26 protein-coding genes and 1 pseudogene are annotated in these 25,829 nt (G+C 61.4%); 12 read left to right on the top strand and 15 right to left on the bottom strand.

All coding sequences use genetic code 11. The features are described 5' to 3' along the window. Window position 1: 1 nt before the first annotated feature. Window positions 2-757, top strand: coding sequence for a DeoR/GlpR family DNA-binding transcription regulator (locus EC912_RS08145; protein WP_132142660.1), 756 nt, complete (start codon window positions 2-4; stop codon window positions 755-757). Between the two features lie 7 nt (window positions 758-764). On the opposite strand, the gene EC912_RS08140 is transcribed toward EC912_RS08145, so the two are convergent. The 3 genes from EC912_RS08140 to EC912_RS08130 all read right to left on the bottom strand — a co-directional run bounded on the left by EC912_RS08140 (window position 765) and on the right by EC912_RS08130 (window position 2,594). Further along, the gene (locus EC912_RS08140; RefSeq protein ID WP_132142658.1) at window positions 765-1,049 is read right to left on the bottom strand and encodes a hypothetical protein; all 285 of its coding nucleotides are present in this window, start codon (window positions 1,047-1,049) and stop codon (window positions 765-767) included. Next, window positions 1,046-1,540: an ankyrin repeat domain-containing protein gene (locus EC912_RS08135; RefSeq protein WP_132142656.1), complete on the bottom strand. Its 495-nt coding sequence runs from the start codon at window positions 1,538-1,540 to the stop codon at window positions 1,046-1,048. The genes EC912_RS08140 and EC912_RS08135 overlap by 4 nt, the downstream gene beginning before the upstream one ends. A 130-nt stretch (window positions 1,541-1,670) precedes the next feature. Continuing rightward, window positions 1,671-2,594 (bottom strand): AraC family transcriptional regulator, encoded by a 924-nt coding sequence (locus EC912_RS08130; protein WP_132142654.1) that lies wholly within the window; start codon window positions 2,592-2,594, stop codon window positions 1,671-1,673. Between the two features lie 163 nt (window positions 2,595-2,757). On the opposite strand from EC912_RS08130, the gene EC912_RS08125 reads away from it, so the two are divergent. Next, complete coding sequence (locus EC912_RS08125; RefSeq protein ID WP_132142652.1) at window positions 2,758-3,810, top strand: NAD(P)-dependent alcohol dehydrogenase; 1,053 nt, start codon at window positions 2,758-2,760, stop codon at window positions 3,808-3,810. Between the two features lie 142 nt (window positions 3,811-3,952). On the opposite strand, the gene EC912_RS08120 is transcribed toward EC912_RS08125, so the two are convergent. Both EC912_RS08120 and EC912_RS08115 read right to left on the bottom strand, forming a co-directional pair. Beyond that, entirely contained in the window at window positions 3,953-4,363 is a 411-nt protein-coding gene (locus EC912_RS08120; protein WP_132142650.1) for a VOC family protein, read from the bottom strand. Between the two features lie 34 nt (window positions 4,364-4,397). Beyond that, the gene (locus EC912_RS08115; protein ID WP_243649191.1) at window positions 4,398-4,847 is read right to left on the bottom strand and encodes a helix-turn-helix transcriptional regulator; all 450 of its coding nucleotides are present in this window, start codon (window positions 4,845-4,847) and stop codon (window positions 4,398-4,400) included. A 169-nt stretch (window positions 4,848-5,016) separates the two neighbouring features. Between EC912_RS08115 and EC912_RS08110 the strand changes: the two genes are divergently transcribed. After that, window positions 5,017-6,138: an ATP-binding protein gene (locus tag EC912_RS08110; protein ID WP_132142646.1), complete on the top strand. Its 1,122-nt coding sequence runs from the start codon at window positions 5,017-5,019 to the stop codon at window positions 6,136-6,138. 61 nt (window positions 6,139-6,199) lie between these two features. After that, on the top strand, window positions 6,200-6,652 hold the full coding sequence (locus tag EC912_RS08105; protein ID WP_165973537.1) for a nuclear transport factor 2 family protein: 453 nt from the start codon (window positions 6,200-6,202) through the stop codon (window positions 6,650-6,652). 63 nt (window positions 6,653-6,715) lie between these two features. Here EC912_RS08105 and EC912_RS08100 read toward each other — a convergent pair whose 3' ends face one another. After that, window positions 6,716-7,591 carry an aldo/keto reductase family oxidoreductase gene (locus EC912_RS08100; protein WP_132142642.1) on the bottom strand — a complete coding sequence of 292 codons (876 nt, stop codon included), beginning with the start codon at window positions 7,589-7,591 and terminating at the stop codon, window positions 6,716-6,718. A gap of 111 nt (window positions 7,592-7,702) precedes the next feature. Here EC912_RS08100 and EC912_RS08095 point away from each other — a divergent pair, with 111 nt between their 5' ends. Further along, the gene (locus tag EC912_RS08095) at window positions 7,703-8,599 is read left to right on the top strand and encodes a LysR family transcriptional regulator (protein ID WP_132142639.1); all 897 of its coding nucleotides are present in this window, start codon (window positions 7,703-7,705) and stop codon (window positions 8,597-8,599) included. Window positions 8,600-8,677: 78 nt separating this feature from the next. On the opposite strand, the gene EC912_RS08090 is transcribed toward EC912_RS08095, so the two are convergent. Next, window positions 8,678-10,171, bottom strand: coding sequence for a serine hydrolase domain-containing protein (locus EC912_RS08090; protein WP_132142637.1), 1,494 nt, complete (start codon window positions 10,169-10,171; stop codon window positions 8,678-8,680). A gap of 146 nt (window positions 10,172-10,317) precedes the next feature. Between EC912_RS08090 and EC912_RS08085 the strand changes: the two are divergent. Further along, a pseudogene (locus EC912_RS08085) lies at window positions 10,318-10,649 on the top strand (YnfA family protein). Window positions 10,650-10,663: 14 nt separating this feature from the next. Here EC912_RS08085 and EC912_RS08080 read toward each other — a convergent pair. Both EC912_RS08080 and EC912_RS08075 read right to left on the bottom strand, forming a co-directional pair. Then, a complete protein-coding gene (locus tag EC912_RS08080) occupies window positions 10,664-11,302 on the bottom strand; it encodes a class I SAM-dependent methyltransferase (protein ID WP_243649190.1) in 639 nt (212 codons plus the stop codon). Between the two features lie 302 nt (window positions 11,303-11,604). Beyond that, window positions 11,605-12,351 (bottom strand): SDR family oxidoreductase, encoded by a 747-nt coding sequence (locus EC912_RS08075; protein WP_132142635.1) that lies wholly within the window; start codon window positions 12,349-12,351, stop codon window positions 11,605-11,607. A gap of 99 nt (window positions 12,352-12,450) precedes the next feature. Between EC912_RS08075 and EC912_RS08070 the strand changes: the two genes are divergently transcribed. Next, complete coding sequence (locus tag EC912_RS08070; RefSeq protein WP_132142633.1) at window positions 12,451-13,356, top strand: AraC family transcriptional regulator; 906 nt, start codon at window positions 12,451-12,453, stop codon at window positions 13,354-13,356. Between the two features lie 83 nt (window positions 13,357-13,439). On the opposite strand, the gene EC912_RS08065 is transcribed toward EC912_RS08070, so the two are convergent. After that, a complete protein-coding gene (locus tag EC912_RS08065) occupies window positions 13,440-13,817 on the bottom strand; it encodes a UDP-N-acetylglucosamine-peptide N-acetylglucosaminyltransferase (RefSeq protein WP_132142631.1) in 378 nt (125 codons plus the stop codon). 213 nt (window positions 13,818-14,030) lie between these two features. On the opposite strand from EC912_RS08065, the gene EC912_RS08060 reads away from it, so the two are divergent. Further along, window positions 14,031-14,384: a hypothetical protein gene (locus EC912_RS08060; protein ID WP_132142629.1), complete on the top strand. Its 354-nt coding sequence runs from the start codon at window positions 14,031-14,033 to the stop codon at window positions 14,382-14,384. Window positions 14,385-14,435: 51 nt separating this feature from the next. Here the strand turns inward: EC912_RS08060 and EC912_RS08055 are convergent, their stop codons facing one another. Next, window positions 14,436-15,635, bottom strand: a complete 1,200-nt coding sequence (locus EC912_RS08055) for an MFS transporter (RefSeq protein ID WP_132142627.1) — start codon at window positions 15,633-15,635, stop codon at window positions 14,436-14,438. 114 nt (window positions 15,636-15,749) lie between these two features. Here EC912_RS08055 and EC912_RS08050 point away from each other — a divergent pair, with 114 nt between their 5' ends. After that, on the top strand, window positions 15,750-16,727 hold the full coding sequence (locus tag EC912_RS08050; protein ID WP_207906790.1) for an AraC family transcriptional regulator: 978 nt from the start codon (window positions 15,750-15,752) through the stop codon (window positions 16,725-16,727). Here the strand turns inward: EC912_RS08050 and EC912_RS08045 are convergent. From EC912_RS08045 to EC912_RS08035, 3 genes are all read right to left on the bottom strand, one after another. Continuing rightward, window positions 16,711-18,153: a nitrilase-related carbon-nitrogen hydrolase gene (locus EC912_RS08045; RefSeq protein ID WP_132142623.1), complete on the bottom strand. Its 1,443-nt coding sequence runs from the start codon at window positions 18,151-18,153 to the stop codon at window positions 16,711-16,713. The two genes, EC912_RS08050 and EC912_RS08045, sit on opposite strands and share 17 nt — an antisense overlap. Then, window positions 18,137-18,916, bottom strand: a complete 780-nt coding sequence (locus EC912_RS08040; protein WP_243649189.1) for a TetR/AcrR family transcriptional regulator — start codon at window positions 18,914-18,916, stop codon at window positions 18,137-18,139. The genes EC912_RS08045 and EC912_RS08040 overlap by 17 nt, the downstream gene beginning before the upstream one ends. A gap of 94 nt (window positions 18,917-19,010) precedes the next feature. Next, a complete protein-coding gene (locus EC912_RS08035) occupies window positions 19,011-21,341 on the bottom strand; it encodes a S9 family peptidase (protein ID WP_207906789.1) in 2,331 nt (776 codons plus the stop codon). A 182-nt stretch (window positions 21,342-21,523) separates the two neighbouring features. Between EC912_RS08035 and EC912_RS08030 the strand changes: the two genes are divergently transcribed. Beyond that, the gene (locus EC912_RS08030) at window positions 21,524-22,405 is read left to right on the top strand and encodes a LysR family transcriptional regulator (RefSeq protein WP_132142621.1); all 882 of its coding nucleotides are present in this window, start codon (window positions 21,524-21,526) and stop codon (window positions 22,403-22,405) included. A gap of 149 nt (window positions 22,406-22,554) precedes the next feature. On the opposite strand, the gene EC912_RS08025 is transcribed toward EC912_RS08030, so the two are convergent. Beyond that, complete coding sequence (locus tag EC912_RS08025; RefSeq protein ID WP_132142619.1) at window positions 22,555-23,499, bottom strand: winged helix-turn-helix domain-containing protein; 945 nt, start codon at window positions 23,497-23,499, stop codon at window positions 22,555-22,557. A 193-nt stretch (window positions 23,500-23,692) separates the two neighbouring features. Between EC912_RS08025 and EC912_RS08020 the strand changes: the two genes are divergently transcribed. Both EC912_RS08020 and EC912_RS08015 read left to right on the top strand, forming a co-directional pair. Then, window positions 23,693-24,334 (top strand): YceI family protein, encoded by a 642-nt coding sequence (locus tag EC912_RS08020; RefSeq protein ID WP_132142617.1) that lies wholly within the window; start codon window positions 23,693-23,695, stop codon window positions 24,332-24,334. A gap of 70 nt (window positions 24,335-24,404) precedes the next feature. Further along, window positions 24,405-25,826 carry an MBL fold metallo-hydrolase gene (locus tag EC912_RS08015; protein ID WP_165973536.1) on the top strand — a complete coding sequence of 474 codons (1,422 nt, stop codon included), beginning with the start codon at window positions 24,405-24,407 and terminating at the stop codon, window positions 25,824-25,826. The last annotated feature ends 3 nt before the right edge of the window (window positions 25,827-25,829 follow it).

The raw sequence follows: 25,829 nt of genomic DNA, 5'->3' as shown, positions 1-25,829 counted from the left end.
CATGCTGACCACCCATCGCAAACAGGCCATCCTCGCCACCCTTCAAAGGGATGGCCAGGTACTGGCCAAGGCCCTGAGCGAAGAGTTCGGGGTTTCCGAGGACACCGTTCGCCGCGACCTGAGGGAGCTGGCAGCGGAAGGCAAATTGCAGCGTGTGCACGGAGGCGCGCTGCCGTCCTCCCCGGCGGCCGTCGACTTCTCGCAAAGGCAAGGCATCAGCACGGACGGCAAATCGGCCATTGCCCGTAAGGCCGCTGGCCTCGTTCTTCCCGGCCAGGTAGTGATCGTGGACGGCGGTACGACCTGCGTGCAGCTGGTCCGGCACCTGCCCAGGACGCTCCAGGCCACCATCGTGACCCATAGTCCGAGCATCGCCGTCGAGCTGATAGATCACCCGGGCATCGAGGTCATCCTGATCGGCGGCCGGTTGTTCCGGCATTCGATGGTCGCCGTTGGCGCGGCCGCGATCGAGGCTATCGGCAGCATCCGGGCCGATGTGTATTTCATGGGCGTAACGGGTGTGCATCCGACGGCCGGACTGAGCACCGGCGATCTCGAAGAAGCCTATGTCAAACGCGCACTGGCGGCGCGAGCCGCCGAGGTCGTCGTGCCTGCCTCCGCGGAAAAGATCAACGTCGCGTCGGCTTTCGTCATCGGAGAAGCCTCCGCGGCCAGCACGCTGGTAGTAGAGTCCGGGACGTCCGAAGCCTCGATCGCTCACTTTACGGACATGGGGATAGCCGTCCTTCGGGCCTGAGCGGCAGCTAACCTTCGAAGTAAGGTCTGATACGAGTTTCGAATAACCGCTCAAGCTCGTACATGCGTTCTTCCACAGGGCCGAACATCAGGTCGGACTTGGAGAGTCCAAACGTGGGACCGAACGATGACGGCAACGTCCCTCTGGCTGCGCGATCACGCCAATCGCGCGCGTTCTTCAGGGCAATCGCCGCGTTAGGGTAACGATCGTCGCCGTTCACGATCACCTGTTCCAGCTCGCGAATAACGCTGTCGGCCAGCGATATGAAGCGTTCGACCGCGCCTGTCGTCATGTTCTACTTTTCGCGCCCGCCGCCTTCAGGACAGCGACGACCGCCGGGGCGTTCTGTTGTATCGCATCGGAAAGCGGCGTCTGGCCCGTGCTTTTGCGTACGGCGTTGACGTCGGCCTTGGCGGCGATCAGGGCCTTGACCACTTCAAGATTTTCGTCGCCCCACTGAATGGCGAACATCAGAAAAGTCTGCCCGCCGTTACCGAACGGATCCGGGTCATTGACGTCGGCGCCAGCCTTGATCATCGCCTGGACGATGGCGGCATTCTTGACATAAATAGCGCCCTGGAAAGGCGTCATTTCACGGCCGGCATCCTTGGGCGTGGGTTTGGCACCCTGGCTCAGCAATGTGTTCACGGCCGCGACATCCTGATTGAGCGCGGCCGTGTAAAGCTTCTTGTCCAGCGCCCCCAGGCCACTTGCCCATACCGGGAACGAAGCCACGGCGAGCATCAGTGCAACGACCAGCCTGCATGCGTTTGGGTTCTTCATAAGCACGTCTCCAACAACGATCGTCCGGATCAATTCGGCGAATCCTACAACGACTGACTAAAACTCTTCGAGACGGCCGGAGCTATTCGAATGGCCAGCGGCTAAAGGTGACGGCGGTGGGCGCTATCGACTAGCGGGCGGAAGTGGTCGCGCGAATCCGCGAGATATCCCGCAACGGCGGCGCGCCGAACAGACGGCTGTATTCGCGGCTGAACTGCGAGGGGCTGTCGTAGCCCACGCGCGAAGCTACCGTACCGACATCGCCATCGCTGCCGAGCAGCATGCGCCGCGCTTCGTGCAGTCGTAGCTGTTTCTGGTACTGCAGCGGACTCATCGAGGTGACGTCCTTGAAATGGTGATGCAGCGACGAGACGCTCATGTTGAGTTGCTGCGACAGCGCGTCGATGCTCAACGGCTTGTCGTAGTGGTTTTTCAGCCAGTCGATCGCGCGCGCGACCTTGCTGCCGCCGCTCTCGCCGGCGGCCATTTGTCCGAGGCGCCTGCCGTGCTCCCCGCACAGCAGCAGAAACAGGATTTCCCGTTCGAGGAGTGGCGCCAGTACGTGGATCTCGTCGGGATGATCGAGAAGGCGCGCCAGCCGGAGTGCAGAATCGAGCAAACGACGGGATAGCTTGCCAACAGCGATCGTTCGGCCGATCGGAGACGATTCGGAGCGGGGCCGACCCATGTCCGCCATCAGCGCGGCGACCTGCTTCAGATCGAGCGACATGGCCATGCACAGATATGGCTGCGTGACGCTGGCGTCGGTAATCCGGGACATCACCGGCAGGTCGATCGAGGAGATAAGGCAGTGCCGGACGTCGTAATCGTAGTCTTCGCCAGCGGCAATAATGCGTTTGGCGCCCTGCGCGGCGATGATCAGGGACGGCCGGCTCATGCCACAGGACAGATCGCCGATCTGCGAATACCTGTGCAGGGTCAGCAGCGGCATGACCGTCGCGTGATCGCCATCGGCCGGCGCAAAGCGAGCGATGATGCTGCTGAGTTCGGCCGACATAGCGACCATGGCCATGTCGGAGTGGTGAGAATCCATAGCGATGTATCGAAGTAGGGCTTGCCGGGCAGTATGCCTGTCTTCCGGTGTCCCCTGTGTCGAGATTTGCAGGATCGGGCAATAAATCGACAGGATCTGGCTACATATGCCAGCCCCCAGGTCTCAAACTTTTCGGGTCAGTCCACCCCCAGAGATATTTCCCATGACCACTGTTCGCGGTTACGCAGCCCATAACCCCACTTCCCCACTGGTCCCTTTTACGTTCGAGCGCCGCGAGCCGGGCGATGACGACGTCGAGATCCAGATCCTCTACAGCGGCATCTGCCACTCCGACCTTCATCAGAGCCGCGACGACTGGGGCGGCGCGCTGTTCCCGATGGTGCCGGGTCACGAGATCGTGGGACGGGTGACGCGGGTAGGTTCCAAAGTGACCAAGCTCAAGGTCGGCGATTTCGCCGGCGTCGGCTGCATGGTCGACTCCTGCCGCGAATGCGCTTCCTGCAAGGAATCGCTCGAACAGTATTGCGAGCAGGGCGCGACCTGGACGTACAACAGCAAAGAGCGCGGCAGCGACCAGCTCACCTTCGGCGGCTATTCCGAAACCATCGTTGCCGCCGAGCGCTTCGTGGTCAGCATTCCCGCGAGCATGGATCTCAAGGCCGTGGCGCCGCTGCTCTGCGCGGGTATCACCACGTATTCGCCGTTGCGTCACTGGAAAGTGGGGCCCGGCCAGAAGGTCGGTGTGATCGGCCTCGGTGGCCTCGGCCATATGGGCGTGAAGTTCGCCAAGGCACTCGGCGCACGCGTGGTGATGATCACCACGTCGATGAGCAAGGCGGCGGACGCGCAGCGCCTCGGTGCCGACGAGGTTTTGCTGTCCACCGATCCGGTCGCCATGGCCAGCCATGCCGGAAGCTTCGACTTCCTGCTCAACACCGTGCCGGTCTCGCACGACCTCAATCCGTATATGGCGCTGCTCAAGCGTGAGGCGAGCATGGTGCTGGTCGGTGTGCTTACCGAACTGGACCCGCCGCTCACCGGCGTCGCCTTTATCTTCGGCCGCAAGAAGCTCTCCGGCTCGGCGATCGGCGGCATGGCCGAAACCCAGGAAATGATCGACTTCTGCGCCGAACACAACATCGTTTCGGACATCGAAATGGTGCGGATCGATCAGATCAACGAAGCTTATGATCGCTTAATCAAGAACGACGTGAAGTACCGCTTCGTCATCGATATGGCGACGCTCGCAGCCTGATGGAACAGCGAAGCGGCAGGCGACCCGAGGGATCGCCTGCCGCTTCGGTTTGAAAACGGACGCTACTGCTAAGCCGGCTTTTAGTCGAAATGCCTTCCCGGATTCATCTGTCTGGGGAGGAGTGAGGTCATCGACGACGGACTCAGTGCAGCTGCTGGATACGGATCATGTTGCCCGCGGGATCGCGGATGGCACAGTCGCGAACGCCGTATGGCTGGTCGGTTGGTTCCTGGACGATATCGGCGTCGCGGGCCTGCAGCTGTTCGAAGGTGCCCTCGATGTCCCGGGTGGCCAGAAGCAGGATGCCGAACGTGCCCTTGGCCATCATCTCGGCGATGGTGCGGCGTTCGTCGTCGGTGACGCCGGGGCTGGCGTCCGGCGGATACAGGACGATGGAGGTGCCTGGCTGACCCGCCGGGCCGACCGTGATCCAGCGCTTCCCGCCGTATCCGACGTCATTGCGGACTTCGAAACCGAGGGTGTCGCGATAGAAGGCCAGCGCGGTGTCCGGATCGTTCTGCGGGAGGAAGCTCGAGTGAATGGTGATGTCCATGGCGTCTCTCTCAGTGGGGGGAAGTCCATGGCGATCAGTCTAATTCCGGCTCGGCGGGCGGCGCTTCTCGATTCCTGATCGGTCGTGTCACCTGTTTCGCCACGCACGACGGAATCCCCACCGTCGCGTGTGCCTCCTGGCGCCGATAGATGCCGGGCGACATGCCGACCAGTTCGGTGAACCGCGTAGTGAAGGTGCCCAGCGACGCGCAGCCGACCGTGAAACAGACATCGGTGACGCTGAGGTCGCCACGACGAAGCAGCGCCATCGCGCGCTCGATGCGCCGTGTCATCAGGTAGGAGTAGGGCGACTCGCCATAGGCAAGCCGGAACTGGCGACTGAGGTGACCGGCGGACATATGCGCACCACGGGCCAGCGCCTCGACGTCCAGCGGCTGCGCGTACTCCCGGTCGATCCGGTCGCGAACGCGGCGCAGTCGTGCGAGGTCGCGCAAATGCTGCTCTGCGGCGGATCTGCTGTTCACCCGCATGATCGTTTCACGTTGCAGGGCAGTGCTCAAGCCCGTGGATGTGAGGTATCCGGTAACCCTTCGTTGCCAGTTTCCGGAAATCCCACGCTGCCTGGAGCTAGTGCCAATTATGCTATTTTATGGCGACTCACATAATTATGTGACCAAGCATAAAGGTGCATAAATGAGCCTCGCTTTCGACCTTCCATACTTCCCTCGGAACGGCCTCCTGGAGGAGGTTCTCAAGGTCTATGAGAGCGGATTTAAGCAGGGAGTAACCCTGTTCGCTCCGCGTCGCCAGGGCAAGACCTCTTTCGTGAAGCACGAACTCGTACCCGCCGCCAGGGAATTGGGATGGCAAACCATCTATGTCGACCTTTGGAAGCGCAGGGGGGAGCCGGAGCTTGCCCTCGTCGAAGCACTTGAAGCGACCGTCGAGCAACGTCAGTCGGGGCTTCGACGCAAGCTGAAGCTGAAACAGGTCAAAGCCAAGGCCAAAGGTCCGGGTGGAGAGGTTGAGTCAACGATGGAACCGATCTCCCATAGTCCCGAGGGAGTTCTCGAAAATCGTCTCGACGCTGCGCTGACAGCGTTGGTTGGCAATCGCCGTACGCTTCTCATACTCGATGAGGTGCAAGCCCTTGCCGGCGCCAAAAGGGACGATTTTGTCGCCGCACTCCGCACCGTGATCCAAAAGCTACAGGGCCACTTGGTAGTTTTTTACACCGGATCTTCGCGCGACGGGCTCAACAGCATGTTCCGGCTGCAAAAGGCACCACTTTTCGCCTCGGCCATGCCGGTGCATTTGCCGGATCTGGGAGATGACTTTATCGAGGACCGTCTGGTCTTCCTCGCAGAGCGCTCCCAAGCCCAGGTCAACAAGGAGGCACTGGAGCGTGTCTTCGACGATTTGGGCAAAACACCGGAATTCCTCAATGAAGTCATTCTTCACCTCATCATCGCCAACGACGGAAACATCGATCGCGCCATGGAGGCATGGCAAGAGGCACATAGAGAAGCAGGAGCAGGCTCCGTGTTGAGCGACCTTCGCCCTATTGAGCTCGCGGTAATGGAGCTACTTGCACAGCGCGATCACCCTACCGTTTACAGTGCCGAGGCGCTGTCGTTCGTGCAAAACGCGGTCGGGAAATCCGAAGTCGTCGCCGCCGCGAAGATCCAGTCCGCGATCAAGAAGCTGGCAAAGCTCGACCTTGTCGCTGCAACAGGGAGGAAGTCGGGCGACTACGAGATTGACGACCGCGCCGTCCTCCTGCAACTTCGGAAACGCTGGACCACAAACGGGTGACTACACCCCAGCCTTCCACGCATCGCATACGGTAAATTGACGCCTCATGCAGGAGAAGCCCATGCGCATCGCCGATACTCTTCTTTCGCTGTTGTTGCCGACGCTACTGCTCGTAAGCGCGCCGGTCATGTCCTCGGAGAAAGAGGACGTGCAGAAGATATTGCAGGCCGAACGCGATATCTGCATGGCTTTCGAGCATGAAGACGCGGACTGGCTGGAGCAGCATCTGGACCCCACGTTCACGCTGACCAGCTCCACCGGCAAGGTCACCTCGCGAGCAGACGAGGTCGCCGACCTGCGCGGCGGTACGAAATACGACGTGTTCCGCAACCGCGATTCGAAAGTGCGGCTGTACGGCGATGCCGCCGTGGTCACCGGCATCACGCGGGTAGAGGGCAAAAGCGAAGGCCAGCCTTATGCGCTGGATTTCCAGTTCACCGACACTTACGTGCGTAAACCGAGCGGCTGGGTCCTGGTAGCCAGTCATGCCTCGCGATTGCCCGCTAAAAAATAACGGCTGCGATCACGGCGCGCGGACATGGCGCCGCGATCGCAGAGGCTTTCGGGAGTTCGCGCCTCAGCCGCGCTTCTTTCCGATCTCTTCCAGTTCGACGAGAACGTCTTCCGCAAGCACCAGATCGGCTGCCGCCAGATTTTCCTTCAGGTGCTTGAGCGACGACGTGCCCGGGATAAGAAGCATGTTGGGTGCGCGTGCGAGCAGCCATGCAAGGGCGACCTGCATCGGCGTCGCGCCGAGTCTTTGCGCGACGGAGGACAAGGTCTCGGACTGTAGCGGCGTAAAGCCACCGAGCGGAAAGAAGGGAACATAGGCGATGCCCTTCTGGGCAAGCTCGTCAATGAGCGCGTCATCCTCGCGATGCACGAGGTTGTAGTGGTTCTGCACACAAACCACGTCGGCGATGCGCTGCGCTTCCGCCACCTGCGCAGAGGTCGCGTTGCTCAGGCCAAGGTGCCGTATCAGCCCCTGCCGCTGCAGATCCGCCAACGCCGTGAACTGCTCTTCGATCGAGCCTTCGCTGGGCGCGTGGACATCCCCCATGACGCGCAGGTTCACGACGTCCAGCACATCGAGGCCAAGATTGCGGAGATTGTCATGCACCCCACGTGTCAGCTCCGCGGGACTCTGTGCCGCATTCCACGACGCGTCGGCTCCGCGCGTTGCGCCCACTTTGGTCACGATCGCCAGGTTCCGCGCATAGGGATGCAGTGCTTCACGGATCAGCTGGTTGGTGATGTGAGGGCCGTAGAAGTCGCTGGTGTCGATGTGATCCACGCCAGAGGCCACCGCTTCGCGAAGCACCGCAATCGCGGCATCGCGATCCTTCGGTGGTCCGAACACGCCGGGTCCAGCCAGCTGCATGGCGCCGTAGCCGAGCCGGGTCACCTTGCGGTCGCCCAAGGAGAAAGTCCCCGATTTCGTAACGTTGGTCATGTTGCCTCCAGGAAAAGTGCGGACGGAATGTGGACACGACACGACTATAGGCACTGACTGGCTGGACGATAATCTGGTGAAATCGGCACGGGTTGTGCGGAATGCCGAACAATGACGACAGAGCTCCAGGATCTCTTTGCGTTTCTGGCGGTGGTGCAGGCGAAGGGCTTCCGTGAAGGAGCCCGCGCAAGTGGCACCTCCGCCTCGAGTCTGAGTGAAGCCGTGCGGCGCCTGGAAACCCGTCTGGGCGTCCGGCTACTCAACCGTACGACTCGCAGTGTCCTGCCGACAGAGGCCGGAGCCCGCCTTGCCGAACGACTCGTGCCGGCTCTTGGCGAAGTGGAAGCGGCACTGGATGTCGTCAACAGTTTCCGGGACCGGCCGACGGGAACGCTCCGGCTCAACGTACCCGCCACCGTCGCCCGTCTCGTCCTTCCTTCGATCGTCACGCCCTTCCTCAAGGCTTATCCCGAGATCAGGCTGGACGTGATCGTGGAGGACAGCTTTGTCGACATGCTGGCGGCGGGCTGCGATGCCGGCATTCGCTATGACGAACGGCTCGAGCAGGACATGATCGCGTTGCCTATCGGCCCGCGCTTTCAGCGCTTCGCGACCGCCGCGTCACCCGACTATCTCAATGCAAGAGGTCGACCGGAACACCCGCGCGACCTGCTTGGTCACGCCTGCCTGCGCGGGCAGTTTGCCAGCGGCGCCATTCCCACGTGGGAGTTTGAACGCGACGGCGAAATCGTACGCGTCGATCCCACCGGCCCGTTGCTGGTTCGCCTGGGTGCTGCGGTCGATCTCGCCGTCGAAGCCGCCGTGGGGGGTCTGGGCGTGATCCATTTGTTCGAGGACTGGTTGCGCCCCCACCTCGACAGCGGTGCGCTCGAGCCTGTGCTGGAACCATGGTGGCAGACGTTTACCGGCCCGTTTCTCTACTACCCCGGACGCCGCCATCTGCCTGCTCCGTTACGGGCATTTGTCGAGTTCATCCGGTCGCGCTGATCGCTACCCACCACGGCCCAACTGGCTGTTATCGGCCGGTGCGAAGCAGCAGCTGACGCTTCAGGAGGGCGCTTCTTTCTACCTGGTCTTTGTGGCCGGGTAGGTATTCGCCCCACGAACGAGCTTGAATCCGGCGATTGCGCCGTCGTCGCTTCGTTCGAAGCGAATCGACATGTCCTGTGCTGTCATGAAGAACGCGGTCTTCGACTCCGGAAACAGCTCCATGGGCTTGGCGCCGAACAATTCACTCTGGAAGTAGAGTCGTTTGCCTTCGGCGACAATGTGGGCGGGCAGGTTCACCAACTGATAATCGCCTGCCAACTGTTTATTTGCATCGGCATCGCCAGCGATCGCGGTTTTCTTGATCACATGGAACTCGGACCAGCCGTATTCGGCGGCGATGCTGGTCAGGACCTCGTCGATGAGGGCGGCGCCGTTGTCGCTGTTGGTCATCACCACCACGCCCTGGCCGGAGCGGGTGTAGCCATAAAGCTGAGTGCGGAATCCTTCGCTGCCGCCGCTGTGGCTGAAGCTGGTGCGGTCGCCCAGATCTTCGACGAAGAAACCCAGGCCGTATTCACCCAGGCCGCGGGTCAGCATGGTCGAGGTCATGCCGCGCGACAGGATCTTGCCGGATTTACCCGCTTCCGCCTGCTGAACCTCGATCACCACACGCGCCAGGTCGCTGGGCGTGGTCCAGAGGCCAGCCGCAGCGGACTCCGGATAGTTATGCCATTGACCCGCGACGGTCTTGCCGTGGCCGTCGTAGGCCGTGGCCGCCAGGTCGCGCCAGGCGCTTGGCAGCGGCGCGACGAAGGTGCTCTGGACCATCCCCAGCGGATCCAGGACCGCTGCTTTCATGTATTGGTCGAACGACTGCCCGCTGGCTTCGCTCATCATCAACTGGACGATGCTGTAACCGCCGCCCGAGTAGCGCCAGGTACTACCGGGGGCGATGTCGACCCGGACTGGCTCGGAGTTCGCCGGCGCCGCACCGTTCAGCACCTGCAACAAGGTGGGCAGCTCTTGCCCCTGCGCGTAGCCCTTGAAACCATGCACCGTTATGCCGGCGCTGTGATTGAGCAGCATGCGCAGACTGACCGCCTTGTCCCGGGTGAACTCGTTCTGCGGGATCTTCCAGGACACAAGCTGGCGATTCGCGTCCCCGTCCAGCGAGAGCTTGCCTTGTTCGACCAGGTGCAAGGCTCCCATGGCGCTGACCGCCTTGCTGATCGAAGCGGCCTGGAACAGCGTCGTCGTGGTCGCGGGCCGCTGGCTGGCGATATCGGCCACGCCATAGGCACGTGCCCATTCGATCCGGCCATGATTGATGAGGGCAATGCTGATCCCGGGAACCTGATAGAAGGCCATGCGCTCCTTCAGGGTCATCTTCTGATCCGGCGAACCCTTGACCACGACGCGTGTGGAGAGTCCCTGCTCAACCCTGGTGATCCGCGCTTGAAGCGCGGACGGCGTCGCTTCGGCGGAAGCTGGTGCCGATGTCGACTGAGCCTGGGCGCACAGGTTCCACAGCAAGAGAGTTGCGCAGGGCAGCAGCAGGTGATTCTTCATGAAAGGTTCGCGATCGCAACATGGGGTCCTGCGCTCAGATGCATGAGCAGGCAATTTGGTTGCAACCGTCGCGCTTCCAATCGGGCTTGCGTACCTGCGTCGCGACGGTCGACCGCGGGTAGACTGACGTTTTTCGGCGCGAGCACATGGTGTCCAAAGCTGTCTTGATTTACGTCCTGGCCGCCATTGCCGAAATAGCCGGTTGCTTTGGCTTCTGGGTGTGGCAACGACAACACAAAACGGCCTGGATCGCGGTCGCGGCGATGGGCTCGTTGGCGCTGTTCGCGTGGCTTCTTTCCCGTACGGATACCGATGCGGCGGGCCGCGCTTACGCGGCATACGGGGGCGTCTACATAGCCGCCTCGCTGCTAGGCTTTGGTTAGTCGAAGGCATTCGGCCCGACCGCTGGGACGTCGTGGGTGGCGCCATTTGCCTGGCCGGCGCGTCGGTCATCCTGTTCGCGCCCCGTACCGTGTGAGCGTGCCGGCCGGCCTATCGGGTGGCGATTAGCCCGTAGTGATAGGGACAGCTCTTCGTCAGGTCGACCGGATGAACGTGTAAAAAGCCGGTCTCGACAAGCCACTGCTCACACTGGCTGGGTGTCGGTCGAATCGACAAGGGCGGGCCTCGGGGTGTCGGCACGTCGGTTCGCCAGTGCATAAGCGAAATCTGTCCGCCTGGCTGAAGGACGCGATGCACCTCCTGCAAAAGCGCGAGAGGCCGTTCGAGGTGCAGAATGTTGAAAACCAGCGCATCGGTCTGACTCGCCGCCGCCAGTCCGGTGCCACCTGTGATGAAGTCGCGCTGCCGCGCATGGATATTGGTCGTGCCGTTCAGTACAGCCTTGCCCTGGGTAGCCGCGACCATCTCCGGCTCGATATCCAACGCGGTCACGTGGCCATTCGACCGGCGCGCGAGCGCGACGGTGAAGGTGCCGTAGCCGCAACCGAATTCCACGGCTTGTTTGACGGCACGCTCGCCGGCGAGGAAGGCATCCATCGCGCCTTCGACATCGAAGAACCGCGCCCAGTCCTGTTCCTCAGGCATTCCGCTTTCAGGCACTTTCATGGGGCTAAGGCGCTCCTCGCGTATCCGTATCCGGTGATCATGGTTCCTGATTTCGTCGAGCATTGAGATGGCGAAGGTGCTCGACTTACCTGGTTCGTGTCCAGCATATGCACGGTTAAAAGATCGCCGTTTGTCCAGGTGCTCAGAGCGCTTGGTCCGAATTTATCCTCGGAAGGATTCCGATCCGGATCCTCAAGCGTAAATGCTCCTTCAACAAAGAAAAGCAGCGGCAGGGTTATTGTCGATTTCATCCGATCGCGGTGATCGCGGCCCGCAGTGGCTGGATGTCTGTAACCGAGGCATAGTCATCCCCTCCCATCTCCGATACGGAAACCGCAGCGCCCCGATCAAGGGGCGCTCTGAGTTCAACCTGCCTCAGCCAACGCCAGGGCGTCAGCGCCGGCGGCCACACGAATCGGGGACGATGGATCGTTCGCCATACGCCACACCGCTTCCGCCACGTCCAGCGACCTGGTAACCGCGGACGACGATTGCGTCCATCCCGCGAAGACACTCTGCGCCAAGCCGGCATAAGCCTCGGGGATGCCACCCTGTATCCGGGGCTGTGCGTTCTCACCGAAGCGGGTCGCCGGAGCCCGTCCTGGAAGCACCAGGCCCACTCGAACATTGAATGGTTCGAGCTCCAGCGCAAGAGATTCCGTGAACGCGTTCACCGCCGCCTTGCTTGCGGTGTATACGGAAAGCAGAGCGAGCGGTTTCAACGTCACACTCGACGTGACGTTCACGATGACGCCTGCCTTGCGCTGCCTGAATTGAGGCAGCACTGCCTGGGTCATCGCCATCGTCCCGAGGGTGTTCGTTTCGAAAATATCGCGGGCCGTTTCCATCGAGGTGCCTTCGAGGGCACCCAGCATGCCGATTCCTGCGTTGTTGACCAGGACGTCGATCGGCCCTGCGGCCTCCACGGCCTGACGGATGCTTTCCGGATCGGTGACATCGAGGGCGAGCACACGCAGGTGCTCGGAACGCGGCAGAACGTCCTCGCGCGGTGTGCGCATCGTGGCGATGACCTTCCAGTCGCGATCAAGGAAGTACCGGGCGGTTTCGAGGCCGAACCCGGACGAGCATCCGGTGATCAGTACGGTTTTCATGGGGGCTCCTGGTGATGGTTTGCGGTATCGAGACGATAGGTCGCGGAAGCCGGACCTACTACAATCAGGAGTCCATGTTTTGTTTGCAGGAGTCCGGAAATGGTCGACCCGCTCACCGAAGTAGTCGTGCTGCTCCAACCGGGTGCCCCGTTCTCGAAGGTCGTCAGCTGCGCAGGTTCCTGGAGCGTTCGCCGCTCGGAGGCCGGGCGGCCCTTCTATTGCGTGATCCTCGACGGATCGTGCCGCGTGGCGGTCGACGGGCATGAACCTATCAGCCTCCGGGAGGGCGACTTTGTTCTGATCCCCTCGGCGTATGGCTTCACTATGTCGAGCTTCGAGCCCCCAGTATCGGAGGACATCGATACCCCTCCCGTCGAGTTGCTCAACGGCGAATTCAGGCACGGCGTTCCAGGTGGGCCGCCCGACGTTCGATTGCTGGTTGGCTACTGCGTCTTTGGTTCGCCGGATGCAGCCTTGCTGGTTTCGCTGCTTCCGCAACTCGTGCACGTTCGTGGTGAGAGGAGGCTGGCCACCCTCGTGCAGCTTGTAGGAGATGAATCGCGCGCGTTGCGGCCCGCACGGGATGTCGTCCTCGCACGACTCCTGGAAGTTCTTCTCATCGAAGCCCTCCGCTCCACGGCGGGGACTGCGGCATCGCCAGGCCTGTTGCGCGGGCTTGCCGACGAACGCCTCGCGGTCGCGATACGACGGATGCATGAAAGTCCGACCCGGTCATGGACAGTTGTGCAACTGGCGAAAGAGGCAGCCCTTTCCCGCTCGGCATTCTTCGAGCGATTCAACCGCGCAGTAGGCGTCCCCCCAATGGAGTACCTGCTCGCCTGGCGCATGGCTTTGGCAAAGAACCTGCTGCGTCGGAAGGAAGGTGGCATCGCCGAAGTTGCGGAACGCGTTGGCTACAGCTCCGCAAGCACGTTCAGTGTTGCATTCACCCGTTATGTCGGACGGCCGCCCGCGCGGTATGCGCGGGAGCAGATGGAGTCGTGATGCGTGTAATGCAATGTCCGCATTCGGATCGAACGCGAAGCCCAAACTCGTCCAGGTAGCAAGCCTTCCATCCCCGCGATGAACTACCGCGCTTGCGCATCGAAATACGCCTCCCAGGTGGCTTCGTTGCGATCGAGATGCGCGCCTCGGTCGAGTACGGCGCGCGCATTTTTCCGGGTCGTGGAATCGATCGTTGCAACGAAAAGATTGAAGAATGTATTTCGATCGGTTGATCCTAACCGCACTGCTCGCTCCAGGACTGTCCGTGCTTCCGGGTGCAGGTGGAGATCGCAGAGCACGGCGCCGAGACACGTCAGAACAACCACATTGTCTTGATCGACCTTTAGTGCGTTCTCAAGCAAGGTGCGAGCTTCCCATAAGGGTTCGTAGCTCATCGGACTGGACCATGCCTGATTCACAAGCGCCCTGGCCGACGTCACGCTGGTTCTTTCTTCTTCCATGGCCTCTCCCAAAAGGGGCGAAGGTGGTAAAGATGGCTTAACTATTCGCGTCCCGGTTTTCCATTCCAGCAGACAATGTCAGGAACATCACCCACGGCTACAATGACCAATGGAACGGGACGCTCTGTCGCGTCCCAGGGCGGTAATGTGAATCGTATGAAGAAGAGTTGCGCGACAGTTGGCCGGCTACTTCTCTGTGCAGCGGCAGCGATCATGCTGTCGTCCCTTTTAACGGGGTGCTACTCCGATCAGGCAGTTATCTGGAAAGCGGATTCGACATCGCAGGATGGAAGATGGACGTCGCACGCCGAAACCGTCCAGCAAGGCGGCCCGGGTAACGCTTGGGTTTCCACCCAAGTTACGCTCGTGCAGAAGGGGCGCGACGATTATCAGCTGATCGCCAGTTTTTCCCATATAAAGGCTGCGTATCCTGTGCTTGAAGCCGTGACAATGACCTGGATCAATCCGCAACACCTCGATATCGCCTATCGGCCGGACAGCGAGGTGGATTTTCAGGCAGTAAAGTTGGCAAGCGTCACTATTACCCTTCACCCACGGGATCGCTAAAGTACGCGTCGATAGCGAAGTCCTTGACCCAATAGATCGCGTTTGCCTCATTCATGACGTAGCAAGCGCCGGCTGGGTTCTGAATTTCAGCGAGATGATCAGGGCCGCAGCGAAAAGAACCAGCGCGCTTCCGCCGAATACGCCCTTCGCGCCACTCATGTCGAACAGGACGCCGCCGGCGGCCGCACCCATGGAGATGGCGAATTGCACCGCTGCGACGAACAAGCCGCCACCGCTTTCCGCCTCATCGGGAATAGTCCGTGTAATCCAGGTGGACCAGGCAACGGGCACCGCGCCGAACGCCATGCCCCACAGCGATACCAGGACGGCATGCGCAACGGGAATCCGCCCCATCGCGACCAGGCAGAACCCGATGAGGGCCATCGCCAACGGCATGACCATCAGTGTCAGGCGCAAGCTTCGTTCCAGCAGCAGGCCGGCTAGCGAGGTGCCGAGGAAGTTCGCCACGCCGAACCCGAGCAGGATGGCCGAAACACCCGTCACGCCCACGCCTGTCACGCCTTCGAGAAAGGGACGCAGATAGGTGAAGAAGGCAAAGTGGCCCGTGAACACCAGGGTGCAGGCGATCATGCCCCGTCCCATGCCGGGACGCCGCAGCACTTCGATCAGCGTGCCCAGGCGCGTCGCACCATTGGGCGCCATCCTGGGAAGAGTCAGAAGCTGCAACACCAGGGCCAGCACGCCCAGAATCACCGCCAGCAGGAAGACATTGCGCCAGCCGATGATGCCGTCGAGGTAGCTGCCGAGCGGCGCGGCGGCAATCGTGGCGAGGGACACGCCGCTGAACATGATCGACAGCGCCCGGGGCACCAATGCCTCCGGCACCAGACGCATGGCCGTTGCCGCGGACATCGTCCAGAACCCGCCGATCGCGACGCCAAGCAGCACGCGGCCAGCCAGAATGGCCCAAAGGTTCGGCGCGAAAGCGACCAGCAGATTCGAGACGATCAGCAGCACGGAGAAAGCCAGCAACACCCATCGCCGGTCGATCTTTCGCGTCGCCGTGGCGATCAACAGACTGGTCACCATGGCGACGACGGCGGTCGTGGTCACCGTCTGGCCCGCCATGCCTTCGGTGACACCCAGGCTCGACGCCATCGGCGTCAGCAGGCTGGCCGGTAAAAACTCTGCCGTAACCAGTCCGAAGACGCCAAGCGACAATGAGAAAACGGCGCCCCAGGCGGGCTTTTCCTCCGCGGGGGTCACGGTGGCTTGCACGCATGCATTCATCTATGGGCTTCCATTTCTAAAGCGTTTGCGAAAAAAGAAGTCGAAGGGTAGGAGGCGGTCGTCGGACGGTCTATGATGTGGACTCCGCAATTATTGATTAATCGTCCGATTCCCATGGCCACACCCCTGTCCCAGCCTTCCGACACCTACGACCTGGCCAGCGAGCTGCTCCTGGGGATGCGACTGGTTGGCGTGCAGTACAAACGGATCGAGATGGCACCGCCGTTCGGCCTTGGTTTCGGCACCGTGCCGGGGCGCGCGCAATTTCATTTCATCGGCCGTGGCCCGGTGTTTCTGCGGAGTGCCAGCGGGGCGCTTCATCGCCTGGAAACGGGCGACGCCGCGTTGTTACCGCATAGCGGAGCGCACGCGCTTCTCTCGTCCCCGGAGGTTTCCTGCCAGGACATCGCGGTGTTCGAGACGACCGATCTCTGCGCCACCGTTCGCGCCGTCAGGTCGAACACGGACAACGCGGCCTCATGCAGCAGCGGTGCGCTGATCTTCAGCGGTTGCATGGAGTTCGATCTGGGCGGCATGCAACTGCTCGTGGCCTCCATGCCCGAGGTGATGCTGGTCGGCACGCTTCTGGATCGCTATCCCGAGCTCCGCGCGATGCTCGATGCGATGGAACGCGAATCGCAGTTCAGGCGCGCGGGCTTTGCCGGCATCCTTGCCCGGCTCGCCGACGTGGTGTCCGCTTTCATCGTGCGCGGATGGGTGGAGTGCGGCTGCGGCGATGCCACTGGCTGGGTGCAAGCGTTGCGCGATCCCCGGCTGGGCAAAGTCATCCTCGCGCTGCATCGCGATCCGGGGAGAAACTGGACCGTCGCGGAGCTTGCTGCGGAAATGGATAGTTCCCGCTCCGTGTTCGCGGAGCGCTTCCTTGCCGTGACCGGCATGACTCCCGTTCGCTATCTGACGGAGTTGCGCATGCGTCTGGCAACGCAATGGATCGGTCACGACCGGCAATCGATCGAAACCGTTGCGTTCCGGTTGGGCTATGGCTCGCTGGCCGCATTCAGTCGTGCCTTCAAACGCATCGTGGGTCAGCCGCCCGGTGCATTGCGTACTCAGGCTAACGCGGCGGACTAGTCCCTGGCGGACTCTGGCGCCTTAAGGCCAGTACCAGCCATGCCACCAGGGCGATCAGGTCGAGCCAGACGAACCAGTCGCCCCATCGCGCATACAGCGTTTGCGTTTCGTGTAGGGGCAGATCGCCCACCAGTTCGGCGTCGTGCTTCTCGCTGGAAGCCTCTGCCACCACGCGACCGCGATCGTCGCTCAGCGTAAGGCGGCCGGAACGGGCCACACGTGCGATGGCGAAACCGCTTTCCACGCCACGCATGATCGCCATGCGGCTATGAAGCCAGCCGTCTATGCTGAAATCCCATGCGGGTACGAGCAGCAATTGCGCATCGCGCAACGCATAGGCGCGGCCGGTATCGTGGAAATCCATATCCTTGCAAATCGCCAATCCGATGCGCGGAGTGCCGGCAAGTAAGCTATAGCTGTCGCCCGGTGTGTACTGGTGTTCGAACCCGGGTATCAGATGATGTTTGTCGTATGTGACTGGCGAGATGGCGCCGGGCTGGAATACCGTCAGCATGTTGCGTTCGGCGCGCGGATCGCCCTTGAAATCGATGCCGACGCCCACGGTCATATTGTGCTTCGTCGCCAGCGCCACGAACATCGGGACGGTCGCATCGGTCGTGGCGAAGGATGTTTCCGGAATCACTGCTATTCGGGCACCCTCGTTCGCGAGGCGGTCGATGGCGTCGACGTAGCGCGCTGCCAGCGTCTGACCATCCGTATCGCTCAAGGAGGGCCGGATCGGTTTTTCCAGCGACACCAATCCGATGCGCAGCGTCGTCAAAGGCGGCGCGTGCAGCCGCCAGCTGCCGCAGGCGACGGTAACGACGATCGATAACACGGCTATCGCGGCGACCGCGAGGCGGCCGCGTTTCGTGGCTTGCGGCGCCACTTGCACTGCGATAGCGGTCGGCAACAAAAACACGAGGAAGCCGATGCCCCAGATGCCCGTGACGGCGGCAACCTGAAGAATGGGAAGAGCATCCATCTGCGTGTAGCCGATGCTGCCGAACGTGCCATGCGGCGAAAGCAGGCTGTTGACGTATTCGACGGCGATCCATGCCGTCGGCATAGCCAATGCCGCCGCCACGATGTGGCCACGTAGAAGCAGTCGCCGGAACAGCAGAACGCATAACGTCATCGCGACACTGGGCATGCCGATGGCGTTCACGATGATCGGCAGGGGCAGCCCGATGTACGTGTGCAGATAAGCCCACTGATTGAGACCGCCGACCGCAAATGCCACAAGGGCTGCCAGCGCCGCCCAGGGTGCACGAACCCGGGGGGCAAGCCACAACACCGGTAGCGGCGCGAGCCAGGTCAGCCACCATATCGGTTGCAGCCCACTCCCGAACCACCAGCCCAGCGCCGCCAATGCTGTCGCTATCCACCAGGCCGGCCGTACGAAACCATCATGCTTTGATGCCATCGATCAGCCTCCTCAGCGATTGTGCATAGAAGGCGCGGAACTGCGCCTCGTCGAAACTGAAGCGCTCGGCGCGATAGAGGGCGATCAGGCCATGCTGCTGCGCCCATATAGCCATCGTGACGTCGTACGGGTCGTCTTGTTTCAGCACGCCCTGAGCCATGCCTTCGATGACCGCGTCGAGCGCGACATTGAAGGTAGGTGAAAGGCCCGCACGAAAATCCTCGGGATAGCGCCGCGCATCGTCGCGACGCACAGAAAAAGCGTGGTCGAAAAGGTGCGGATGCGCCAGCGCGTAATCGAGATAAGGCTCCACCAGCGCCGTCAGCCGCGTGAGCACATCGGGGCTATGTGCGCGGCGCGCTTCCCACTCGTGTGCGACCGCATTGAAGCTATCGTCGGAGAGTCTCTTCAGTAGCGCTTCGCGGGTAGGAAAATGACGATAGATCGCCATCGGCGTGATGCCTACCGCGTCGGCTACGCGGCGCATGGTCACGGCTTCCGCGCCCTTGCGGTCGAATAGCCTGTGCGCAACCCGAAGGATCTTCTCGGCGGTGGTTAAGCGAGTCATGTATACAGCGTATACTTGAAAGCCAGAGAGATGCAATCCCCCGGGCGTCGACTGCTGAATCGTCGGTAGCACGCGTTGTTTGAGGGTGAGGGCATCGGTGAAAGGCTTGCTTGCCGTCACAGTCCTGGCATCCGGATTCCCCGTAGGAGCGCTCTTGAGCGCGATAGCCGACGGAGCGTAGAAACGGATGCTCACATTCGCTAGCTCCGATCTACGGGCTGGCGTTGCAACGCATGGCGTCTCCGCTCCGTCGGCTATCGCGCTCAAGAGCGCTCCTACAAGGGGATCGCTATCGGGTTAGCATCCCGCCATCGCGTTCAAGAACTGTCACCGCGTCGCTCGAAGAAGATATATCGGGCCCAGCTTCAGGCGGCGGTAGCGTTCTGAGGAAGAACATCCTCGCGTCATCGTTGGCATACCGGCGTGCGGGGCCGACAGCGTTGTGCGGCTGGCCCGGCATGATCAGCAACTCGAATCGTTTGTCCGCACGGATAAGGGCATCGGCCATGCGCATCGTGGTCGATAGCGGTGCGTCGATATCGCTGGTGCCGTGCATGATGCGAAGCGCGCCACGAAGGCGGTCGGCGATCAGTTCGTTGGAGCCGGCTTTATAAGCTTCCGGATTGACTCCCGGGAGCCCGAGATTGGGTTCGTTGACCAACGCATCTTCGTCCGGCGCGCCGGGTGCTGCCGCGTAACCGGCTTTGAAAAAATCCGGTGCGGTGAGCATGCCGCGCAGGACGAAATAACCACCCCAGGAAGCACCATAAATACCGACCTTGTCCATATCCATATAAGGCCGGCTTGCCGCCGCTTGCCGTAACGCGGCGACGTGGTCGGGAATTTCCGTCTGACCCACCCGGCCGTAATTCACGTCCTGAAAGGCTTTGCCGCGCCCCGGTGTACCGCGCGCATCGAGCACCAATGTGATGTAACCCAGCTGAGCCAGTGCGGCGGCGGCATTAGGGCTGGCTTCGCCCGATCCCGCGTAAGACCAGGGCACTACCGCGATGAACGGACCGGCATAGATGCAATCGATGACCGGATAGCGTTTGCGCGGATCGAAGTTCCACGGTTTGTACAGCACGCCATACAACGGTGTCACGCCGTCGGCGGCAAGTACGGTGATGCCTTCGGGCGGCGCATAGTGGATTTTCGCCAAAGCACTGGCATCCGCCTTCGCATAGCGAAATGACGTCTTGTCGTCGACGGCGTTCACATCCCATACCCGCGGCTGCGTACGCGTGGCATGGCCATCGATGTAATAGCGCATCGATGGCGATGGAATAATGCGATGGATGCCTGGATCCGGCGTCAACCGTTCCATGGCGCTTCCATCCAGGGCCGCCCGATACAGCAGGCGATCATAGGGAGCGCTCTTGTCGGCGGAAGCAACCACCAGAACGGCCTGCTTGTCCGGTGTCAGCCCCATCACCCGATGCACCGGAAAGTCTCCGTGGGTGACCTGACGTATGAGCTTGCCGCTGTAGTCGTATAAATAAACGTGGCGCCAGCCGTCACGTTCCGATATCCACAGGAAGTGCCGATTGTCATCCAGCGGGGTCACCTGCATCGCCCAGCCTTCCGTGGCGAAGTCGAGCGCGCCCACAAAACTTTGCGGTCGTTCTTCGTGCAGTACAAGGCGAGTCTTGCCACTACGAGGATCGACCGCCGACAGATCCAGCCGTTTGCCGTCACGCGATAGTTGGAGCAGCAAGGCTTCGCTACCATCTGGACGCCATCCGGCTAACCAGTTGTAGGTTTCACCATCGGGCATCGACATTCGTGCGACTCGCCCGGTTGCCGGATCGACGGCATAGAGCTCCTGACGAACAAGAGGTGTTCCTGATTTGGCGTACGGCACCATCGCTACCTTCTCGATGGCGCTGGAGTAGTCGACGATCGGTATTTTGTGCACGGCGCGACTGTCGTTGCGCCAGGCCATCAACACCCGGCTATCCGGCGACCAGGCTTTTGGGGGAATCTGCCATTCATGGTTTTCCTGGCCGGTGCGCTCGACAAGCGCATGGCCATTGGCGTTCACTACAGCGAATCCTGTCTCTCGTTGTATCGCGAAGGCCTTCCGGTCGGAGGAGGCGACGCTATCGGGCGACAGCGCCAGGGCAAGCGGATCGGTCGGCGCGAGCGCCATGATGCGTCGGTTGGAGAGAGTCAGCGCATAAGTGCGATTCAGATGCCGGAAGACGATCTGTTGCTGGTCGGGTGATATTGCATAGAGGGGATTGCTCGGCGCCGCTATCTGCTTTCCGGCGATGCGATTCAACTGCGCGTGCAGATCGGCAACATCGATCAACGGTTCGTCCGCACCGGTGCGCGCATCCACCATCACCCAGGTATCGGGATGCGACCCTGTTGCCGACCAGTACACGAAGCGGTCGCTGTCGCGAAGCCACTGGGGATTGATCAGCGTGTCCTTGATCCGCTCGGGGTAGCGATAGTGCTGCTCGGCGAAGTCGAGGCGTGCCTGCAGTGCTTTGTCTTTGTCGGCGCTATTGCCGATGGCGGAAGCGCTTGAGACCGGACCGGTGTCGGCGAGTGCAGGCGGCGACACCGCGCCAAGAAGGGCCATCCACAAACTGGCGAAAAGTAGAGGCTTCATAAGGAATCCCGACGGCATAAGTGTGACGGTCGACGCACCGGTGCACGTCGACCGGCGTGGGCATCGCACACGTCACCGACACTCAGCCCCGATTCGCCCGATATGCGAATCATTCTAGGTGGACCCATCATGTAGTACCAATATATCCTCGAGTATCTATCGATACTCAGGGAGTATGGATCGTGGAGTTCCGCCAATTGCAGTTATTCGTTGCGGTAGCCGAGGAGCTGCACTTCAGCCGGGCGGCGGAGCGCGTCCGCATGGCTCAGCCGCCTTTCAGTCAGCAGATCCGCAAACTGGAAATGGAGCTGGGAACGCAGCTGCTGGTGCGCTCGAGTCGTCGCGTCACGCTGACGCCAGCCGGCACGCATCTGTTGGAACAGGCACGGGCGTTGCTCGCCAAGCGAGCCGAAGTTGTAGCCTTCGTGCAGCGCGTGGCCGAAGGGGAGGCCGGTCTGCTGCGCGTCGGATTCGGTGCGTCATCCGCATTCGGCGTACTTCCGGGAATCGTCCAACGTTTTCGCGCCAGACATCCTCATGTCGTACTGCGGCTGGACGATCGCGATGCACTCGACATCGGTGCGGCACTCGTCAATGGCGACCTGGACATCGCGATCGTTCGCGCGCCGTTTCAACACGTTGGTGTCGATGTCGAATTGTTGTCGCGGGAGCGCTTTGTGCTGGCGGTGCCAGCGGGGCATGCACTAGCGAAGAAAAAGCGCGTAACGCTTACCGCGCTGGCGGCTGAGCCCTTCATTCTGTTTCCGCGGCACGTGGCGCCCAGTCTGCACGACACCATCACGAGCCTGTGTATCGAAGCTGGCTTCTCACCTCATATCGTTCATGAGGCGAGTTCCTGGCCATCCGTCATCAGTCTGGTCAAAGCGGGCCTGGGTATTACGATCGCACCCGATTCGGCCAGGGCCGTGCTGCCGGGCGGCGTTGTCTTCAAGGCGCTGCCGGACATCCCGGAGCGTGCCGAGTTGCTTCTGGCGTACCCACGACAAGCCCTTTCACCCGTAGCGGCACATTTTTGCGCGGCCGCCAGAATGCGTAACCGATAAAACGGTCGACAACGCGGACGATTCTTTTATAGGAGCGCTTTCAATCGCGATCCCTGAGTGCCGGGTGCGGATTCGAATGACTACGGTGCCTTTCAAGCAGGCAAAGTCATTGCTTCAGGGTAGGGAACATTGCCGTATGCCGGGGATCGTCATTCGATGGACGGCTTCAGCGCTTTGGCGGCTTCATTGGCAATCTCGTCCTGCACCTTCAGCTTATCGCCCAAGGGGCGATCATAGGTTTCAGACCAAACCACGAAACCGTCGCCGGCACGAACCAGTCGCGCCGAGACGCGCATGGTGCTGCCGGATTTACGCACGCTTCCATCGAGCACATAGATCACGCCGAGCGATCTGGCGATGTCGGCCACCGGCACCTGCTTGTCCTTGTAATAGAACGAAGAAGTCGGCGCCGATACGTGCAGGCCTGGATATTTGCTCAGCTTGTCGATCAGCTCCTCCGTCATGCCATCGGCAAAGGGCTCTTCGTTCATGGCATCGGTCAGATCGAGAAAGGGCAGTACGGCAATCGACTTTGAACTCCGCGCCACCTCGGTCGAGGCAACGGCCTGGGCGGAGGAGCGGTCGCGGAGGAACAGATACGAAGTAGCAAGGGCGCCCAGAAGCAGAACGGCTCCGGCGATCAGTGCGATACGCATAAGAGGGCGTGCGCCCATTCCCGATATGCCATCACGCGGCGGCATGGATGTTCCGACGAGGACGGCCGGTGCGTCGGCGTGCGAAACGGATTCATCCGCTTGCGCGTCGACGGGCGCGATCAGGCGATATCCGCGTCGCGGTACCGTCGCGATATAGGTCGGTTTCCTGGAATCGTCTCCCAGAAGGCGTCGCAGCGACGTCACCGCCTGATAGACCGAGTCGGGCGTGACGATAACGCCAGCCCAGACCTCGCTCAGCAAGTCGTCGATGCTGACCACTTCGCCGGCCCTGTCGGCCAGGCATAGCAGGAGCCGCATGGTGCGGGTTTCCAGCCGAATGGTTTCTTCGCCGCGCGACATCTTGTCGGCCATCGGATGGACGGTCCAATCGCCGATGCGCAGCGTTGCCTTGGCTGGGCGCTCCCTTTCAGACGGCATATAACTCAATAAGTTATCGCCATAAACGTATGGCTCGCCGATCTTCGCATCAACGTTCCTGGACGACAACAACCACGATCCGCGATGAGCGATTCAGAAGCCTTCAGGCCGATTCAGAGCGATTTCAGGACTTCCCGTGGGCACATGAGCACAGTGCTTCGGCACGTCTCTATCCATCACAGGAGTTCGCCGCATGATCCGCCGTTCTGCTTTCGCCGCCGTGTTCGCCCTCGCATCCTTCTCGCTCTGCGCCACGACCTATACGCTGGAGTCCAACCATGCGGAGGGGACCATTCGCTGGGGCCATCTGGGCTTCTCGTATCCGACCGCGCAGTTCAGCCGGGTCGAGGGCACGCTGGAATTCGATCCGGCCGATCCAGCCAGGTCGTTCGTGAAAGCCACGATCCAGATGGCCAACGTGAGCAGCGGCGTGCCCGATCTGGACGAAAATCTTCGTTCGACCGCTTTCTTCGACCTGGCCAGGTACCCGACCGCGACCTTCGAAAGCACCAGGGTAGAGAAAACCTCGATGCCGGATCGACTCAAGGTCACGGGCAACTTCAGCGTGCGTGGCGTGACCAGGCCAGTGACGCTCGACGTCACCATCAACAAGGTTGGAACGAATCCGAGGCTCAACTTGCCCGCGGTGGGTTTTGAAGCGACGACGACGCTGAAGCGCTCGGACTTCGGCCTGGGCAAGTTCGTCCCTCAGGTCAGCGACGAGGTGACGATCCACATTACCTGCCAGGCCAACGAAGCAAAGGGTTATGCGGCGTATCTGAAAGCGGAAGCCGAAGAAGCGGCTGCGGATGCCAGGACGCCGGGGAAGAAATAGCCACGGTCGTTGTCGCTTCCGCGCGTGCAGCGATCGGAATCCGTGACACCCTTTTATGGAGAAATCACCCATGCGCGTTATGGCGTTTGCGTTAACGAGTTGTCTCATCGGCGCGTATATGCCGGAACTGGCCCATGCCTCGGAGACGCTCTCCGCGCAATCGATTCTGAAGCGCGCGACGGCCCAGCTGGCGCTTCCACCCCGCACGGTCGCTGTTGAACTGCAGATGCGCGGTATCCGCTATTCACCAGAGCAAGCACGCGATCCCGCCACGGCGGTGGCGGAGATCGGTGCACAGCAATCTGTGCTTTGGGCCAACGACGGGCACTACCGACTAAAGACCGACACGCACTACCCCGGCAACATCGAATTTCGTTTTCTCACCATTGGCTCGCGCGATGGCGAAGCCACCGTGGATCCGATGCACTGGCGCGAAGGCATTGAGATTCTCCGCGACCCGGCGGATCAGGCCAGGAGCGATGGCGCGGATCTGTTGCTGCTGTCGCCCGCCCTGTTACTCAACGACGCCATGGCTCACGAAACGGTGGCCAACAGCGGCGCGGACGGCGTGACAGTGACATATGACGACGACGCCAAACGCGCCGTCAAACTCACGATCGAACCTGTGCGCGCACAAGTCGTTGCCGCGGAAGTGGACAAGGACCGCTACACCTATGCCGACTATCGGGTTCAAGAGAAGCTGAGCCAGCCGTCTCACGTGCAGCGCTTCCGTAATGGACAGCGTATTGCGGACTGGACGGCCGTTTCAGCCCGACCGTTGACCACGATCCCGCCTGCTGCTTTTCAGTTGCCCGACGGCTATGTGGAAAAGCAGTCCCGGGGCGCATTGCGCGCCACCGATCTTGGCCACGGCGCCTGGCGAGTGGACGGCACACCATCGGGGTACCACACCGGCTTCGTCGTCGGCGAGCGATCCATTGCCGTGTTCGATGCTCCGGTCGGCGTCGAAGAGGCAAGACAGGTCAAGGCGCTGATCCAGCGAGCCGCGCCCGGCAAACCAATCGCCTATGTCGTCGTGTCGCATGTGCATGGTGATCATGTGGCGGGATTGCCGGTCTATGTCGGTGACGGCGTACAGGTGCTTGCCGGTGCTCGGGCGGGGATAGCGCTCCGCCGCCAGTTCGGTGACAAGGTCGATCTGCACCTGCAGGAAATCACCCGTGCACGCGAACTGGATCTGGGCCATACCAAAGTCGTGGTTTACCCGCTCACCAGTACACACGCATCCACCATGTTGGTGGGCTATGCACCGCAGGCCCGAACTCTTTTCCAGGGCGATCTTTTCTATCTGCCTGAAGTGGGTCCTATTCCTCCTGCCTTCGAGGGCGGCAAAGAACTGGCGGGATTGATCGCACAACAGAAGCTCGCGGTCGATCATATCGTCGGCGTGCATGGCCGCAGCGGCGATGCCGGCGACCTGGCCGAATCGATCAGGCTGCAATATCCAGGCAACAGAAGCGGCACCTTGTGAAGC

The sequence above is a fragment of the Luteibacter rhizovicinus genome (genome assembly GCF_004342265.1).
Taxonomy (GTDB): domain Bacteria; phylum Pseudomonadota; class Gammaproteobacteria; order Xanthomonadales; family Rhodanobacteraceae; genus Luteibacter; species Luteibacter rhizovicinus_B.
Note: the sequence above shows the minus strand (reverse complement) of the source record. Positions and strands in the feature narration are given on the sequence as shown.

Coding starts and splice junctions, on each gene's coding strand:
- EC912_RS08145 (WP_132142660.1), top strand. CDS start 2: ATGCTGACCACCCATCGCAAACAGGCCATCCTCGCCACCCTTCAAAGG.
- EC912_RS08140 (WP_132142658.1), bottom strand. CDS start 1,049: ATGACGACAGGCGCGGTCGAACGCTTCATATCGCTGGCCGACAGCGTT.
- EC912_RS08135 (WP_132142656.1), bottom strand. CDS start 1,540: ATGAAGAACCCAAACGCATGCAGGCTGGTCGTTGCACTGATGCTCGCC.
- EC912_RS08130 (WP_132142654.1), bottom strand. CDS start 2,594: ATGGATTCTCACCACTCCGACATGGCCATGGTCGCTATGTCGGCCGAA.
- EC912_RS08125 (WP_132142652.1), top strand. CDS start 2,758: ATGACCACTGTTCGCGGTTACGCAGCCCATAACCCCACTTCCCCACTG.
- EC912_RS08120 (WP_132142650.1), bottom strand. CDS start 4,363: ATGGACATCACCATTCACTCGAGCTTCCTCCCGCAGAACGATCCGGAC.
- EC912_RS08110 (WP_132142646.1), top strand. CDS start 5,017: ATGAGCCTCGCTTTCGACCTTCCATACTTCCCTCGGAACGGCCTCCTG.
- EC912_RS08105 (WP_165973537.1), top strand. CDS start 6,200: ATGCGCATCGCCGATACTCTTCTTTCGCTGTTGTTGCCGACGCTACTG.
- EC912_RS08100 (WP_132142642.1), bottom strand. CDS start 7,591: ATGACCAACGTTACGAAATCGGGGACTTTCTCCTTGGGCGACCGCAAG.
- EC912_RS08095 (WP_132142639.1), top strand. CDS start 7,703: ATGACGACAGAGCTCCAGGATCTCTTTGCGTTTCTGGCGGTGGTGCAG.
- EC912_RS08090 (WP_132142637.1), bottom strand. CDS start 10,171: ATGAAGAATCACCTGCTGCTGCCCTGCGCAACTCTCTTGCTGTGGAAC.
- EC912_RS08080 (WP_243649190.1), bottom strand. CDS start 11,302: ATGCTCGACGAAATCAGGAACCATGATCACCGGATACGGATACGCGAG.
- EC912_RS08075 (WP_132142635.1), bottom strand. CDS start 12,351: ATGAAAACCGTACTGATCACCGGATGCTCGTCCGGGTTCGGCCTCGAA.
- EC912_RS08070 (WP_132142633.1), top strand. CDS start 12,451: ATGGTCGACCCGCTCACCGAAGTAGTCGTGCTGCTCCAACCGGGTGCC.
- EC912_RS08065 (WP_132142631.1), bottom strand. CDS start 13,817: ATGGAAGAAGAAAGAACCAGCGTGACGTCGGCCAGGGCGCTTGTGAAT.
- EC912_RS08060 (WP_132142629.1), top strand. CDS start 14,031: ATGCTGTCGTCCCTTTTAACGGGGTGCTACTCCGATCAGGCAGTTATC.
- EC912_RS08055 (WP_132142627.1), bottom strand. CDS start 15,635: ATGAATGCATGCGTGCAAGCCACCGTGACCCCCGCGGAGGAAAAGCCC.
- EC912_RS08050 (WP_207906790.1), top strand. CDS start 15,750: ATGGCCACACCCCTGTCCCAGCCTTCCGACACCTACGACCTGGCCAGC.
- EC912_RS08045 (WP_132142623.1), bottom strand. CDS start 18,153: ATGGCATCAAAGCATGATGGTTTCGTACGGCCGGCCTGGTGGATAGCG.
- EC912_RS08035 (WP_207906789.1), bottom strand. CDS start 21,341: ATGAAGCCTCTACTTTTCGCCAGTTTGTGGATGGCCCTTCTTGGCGCG.
- EC912_RS08025 (WP_132142619.1), bottom strand. CDS start 23,499: ATGCCGTCTGAAAGGGAGCGCCCAGCCAAGGCAACGCTGCGCATCGGC.
- EC912_RS08020 (WP_132142617.1), top strand. CDS start 23,693: ATGATCCGCCGTTCTGCTTTCGCCGCCGTGTTCGCCCTCGCATCCTTC.
- EC912_RS08015 (WP_165973536.1), top strand. CDS start 24,405: ATGCGCGTTATGGCGTTTGCGTTAACGAGTTGTCTCATCGGCGCGTAT.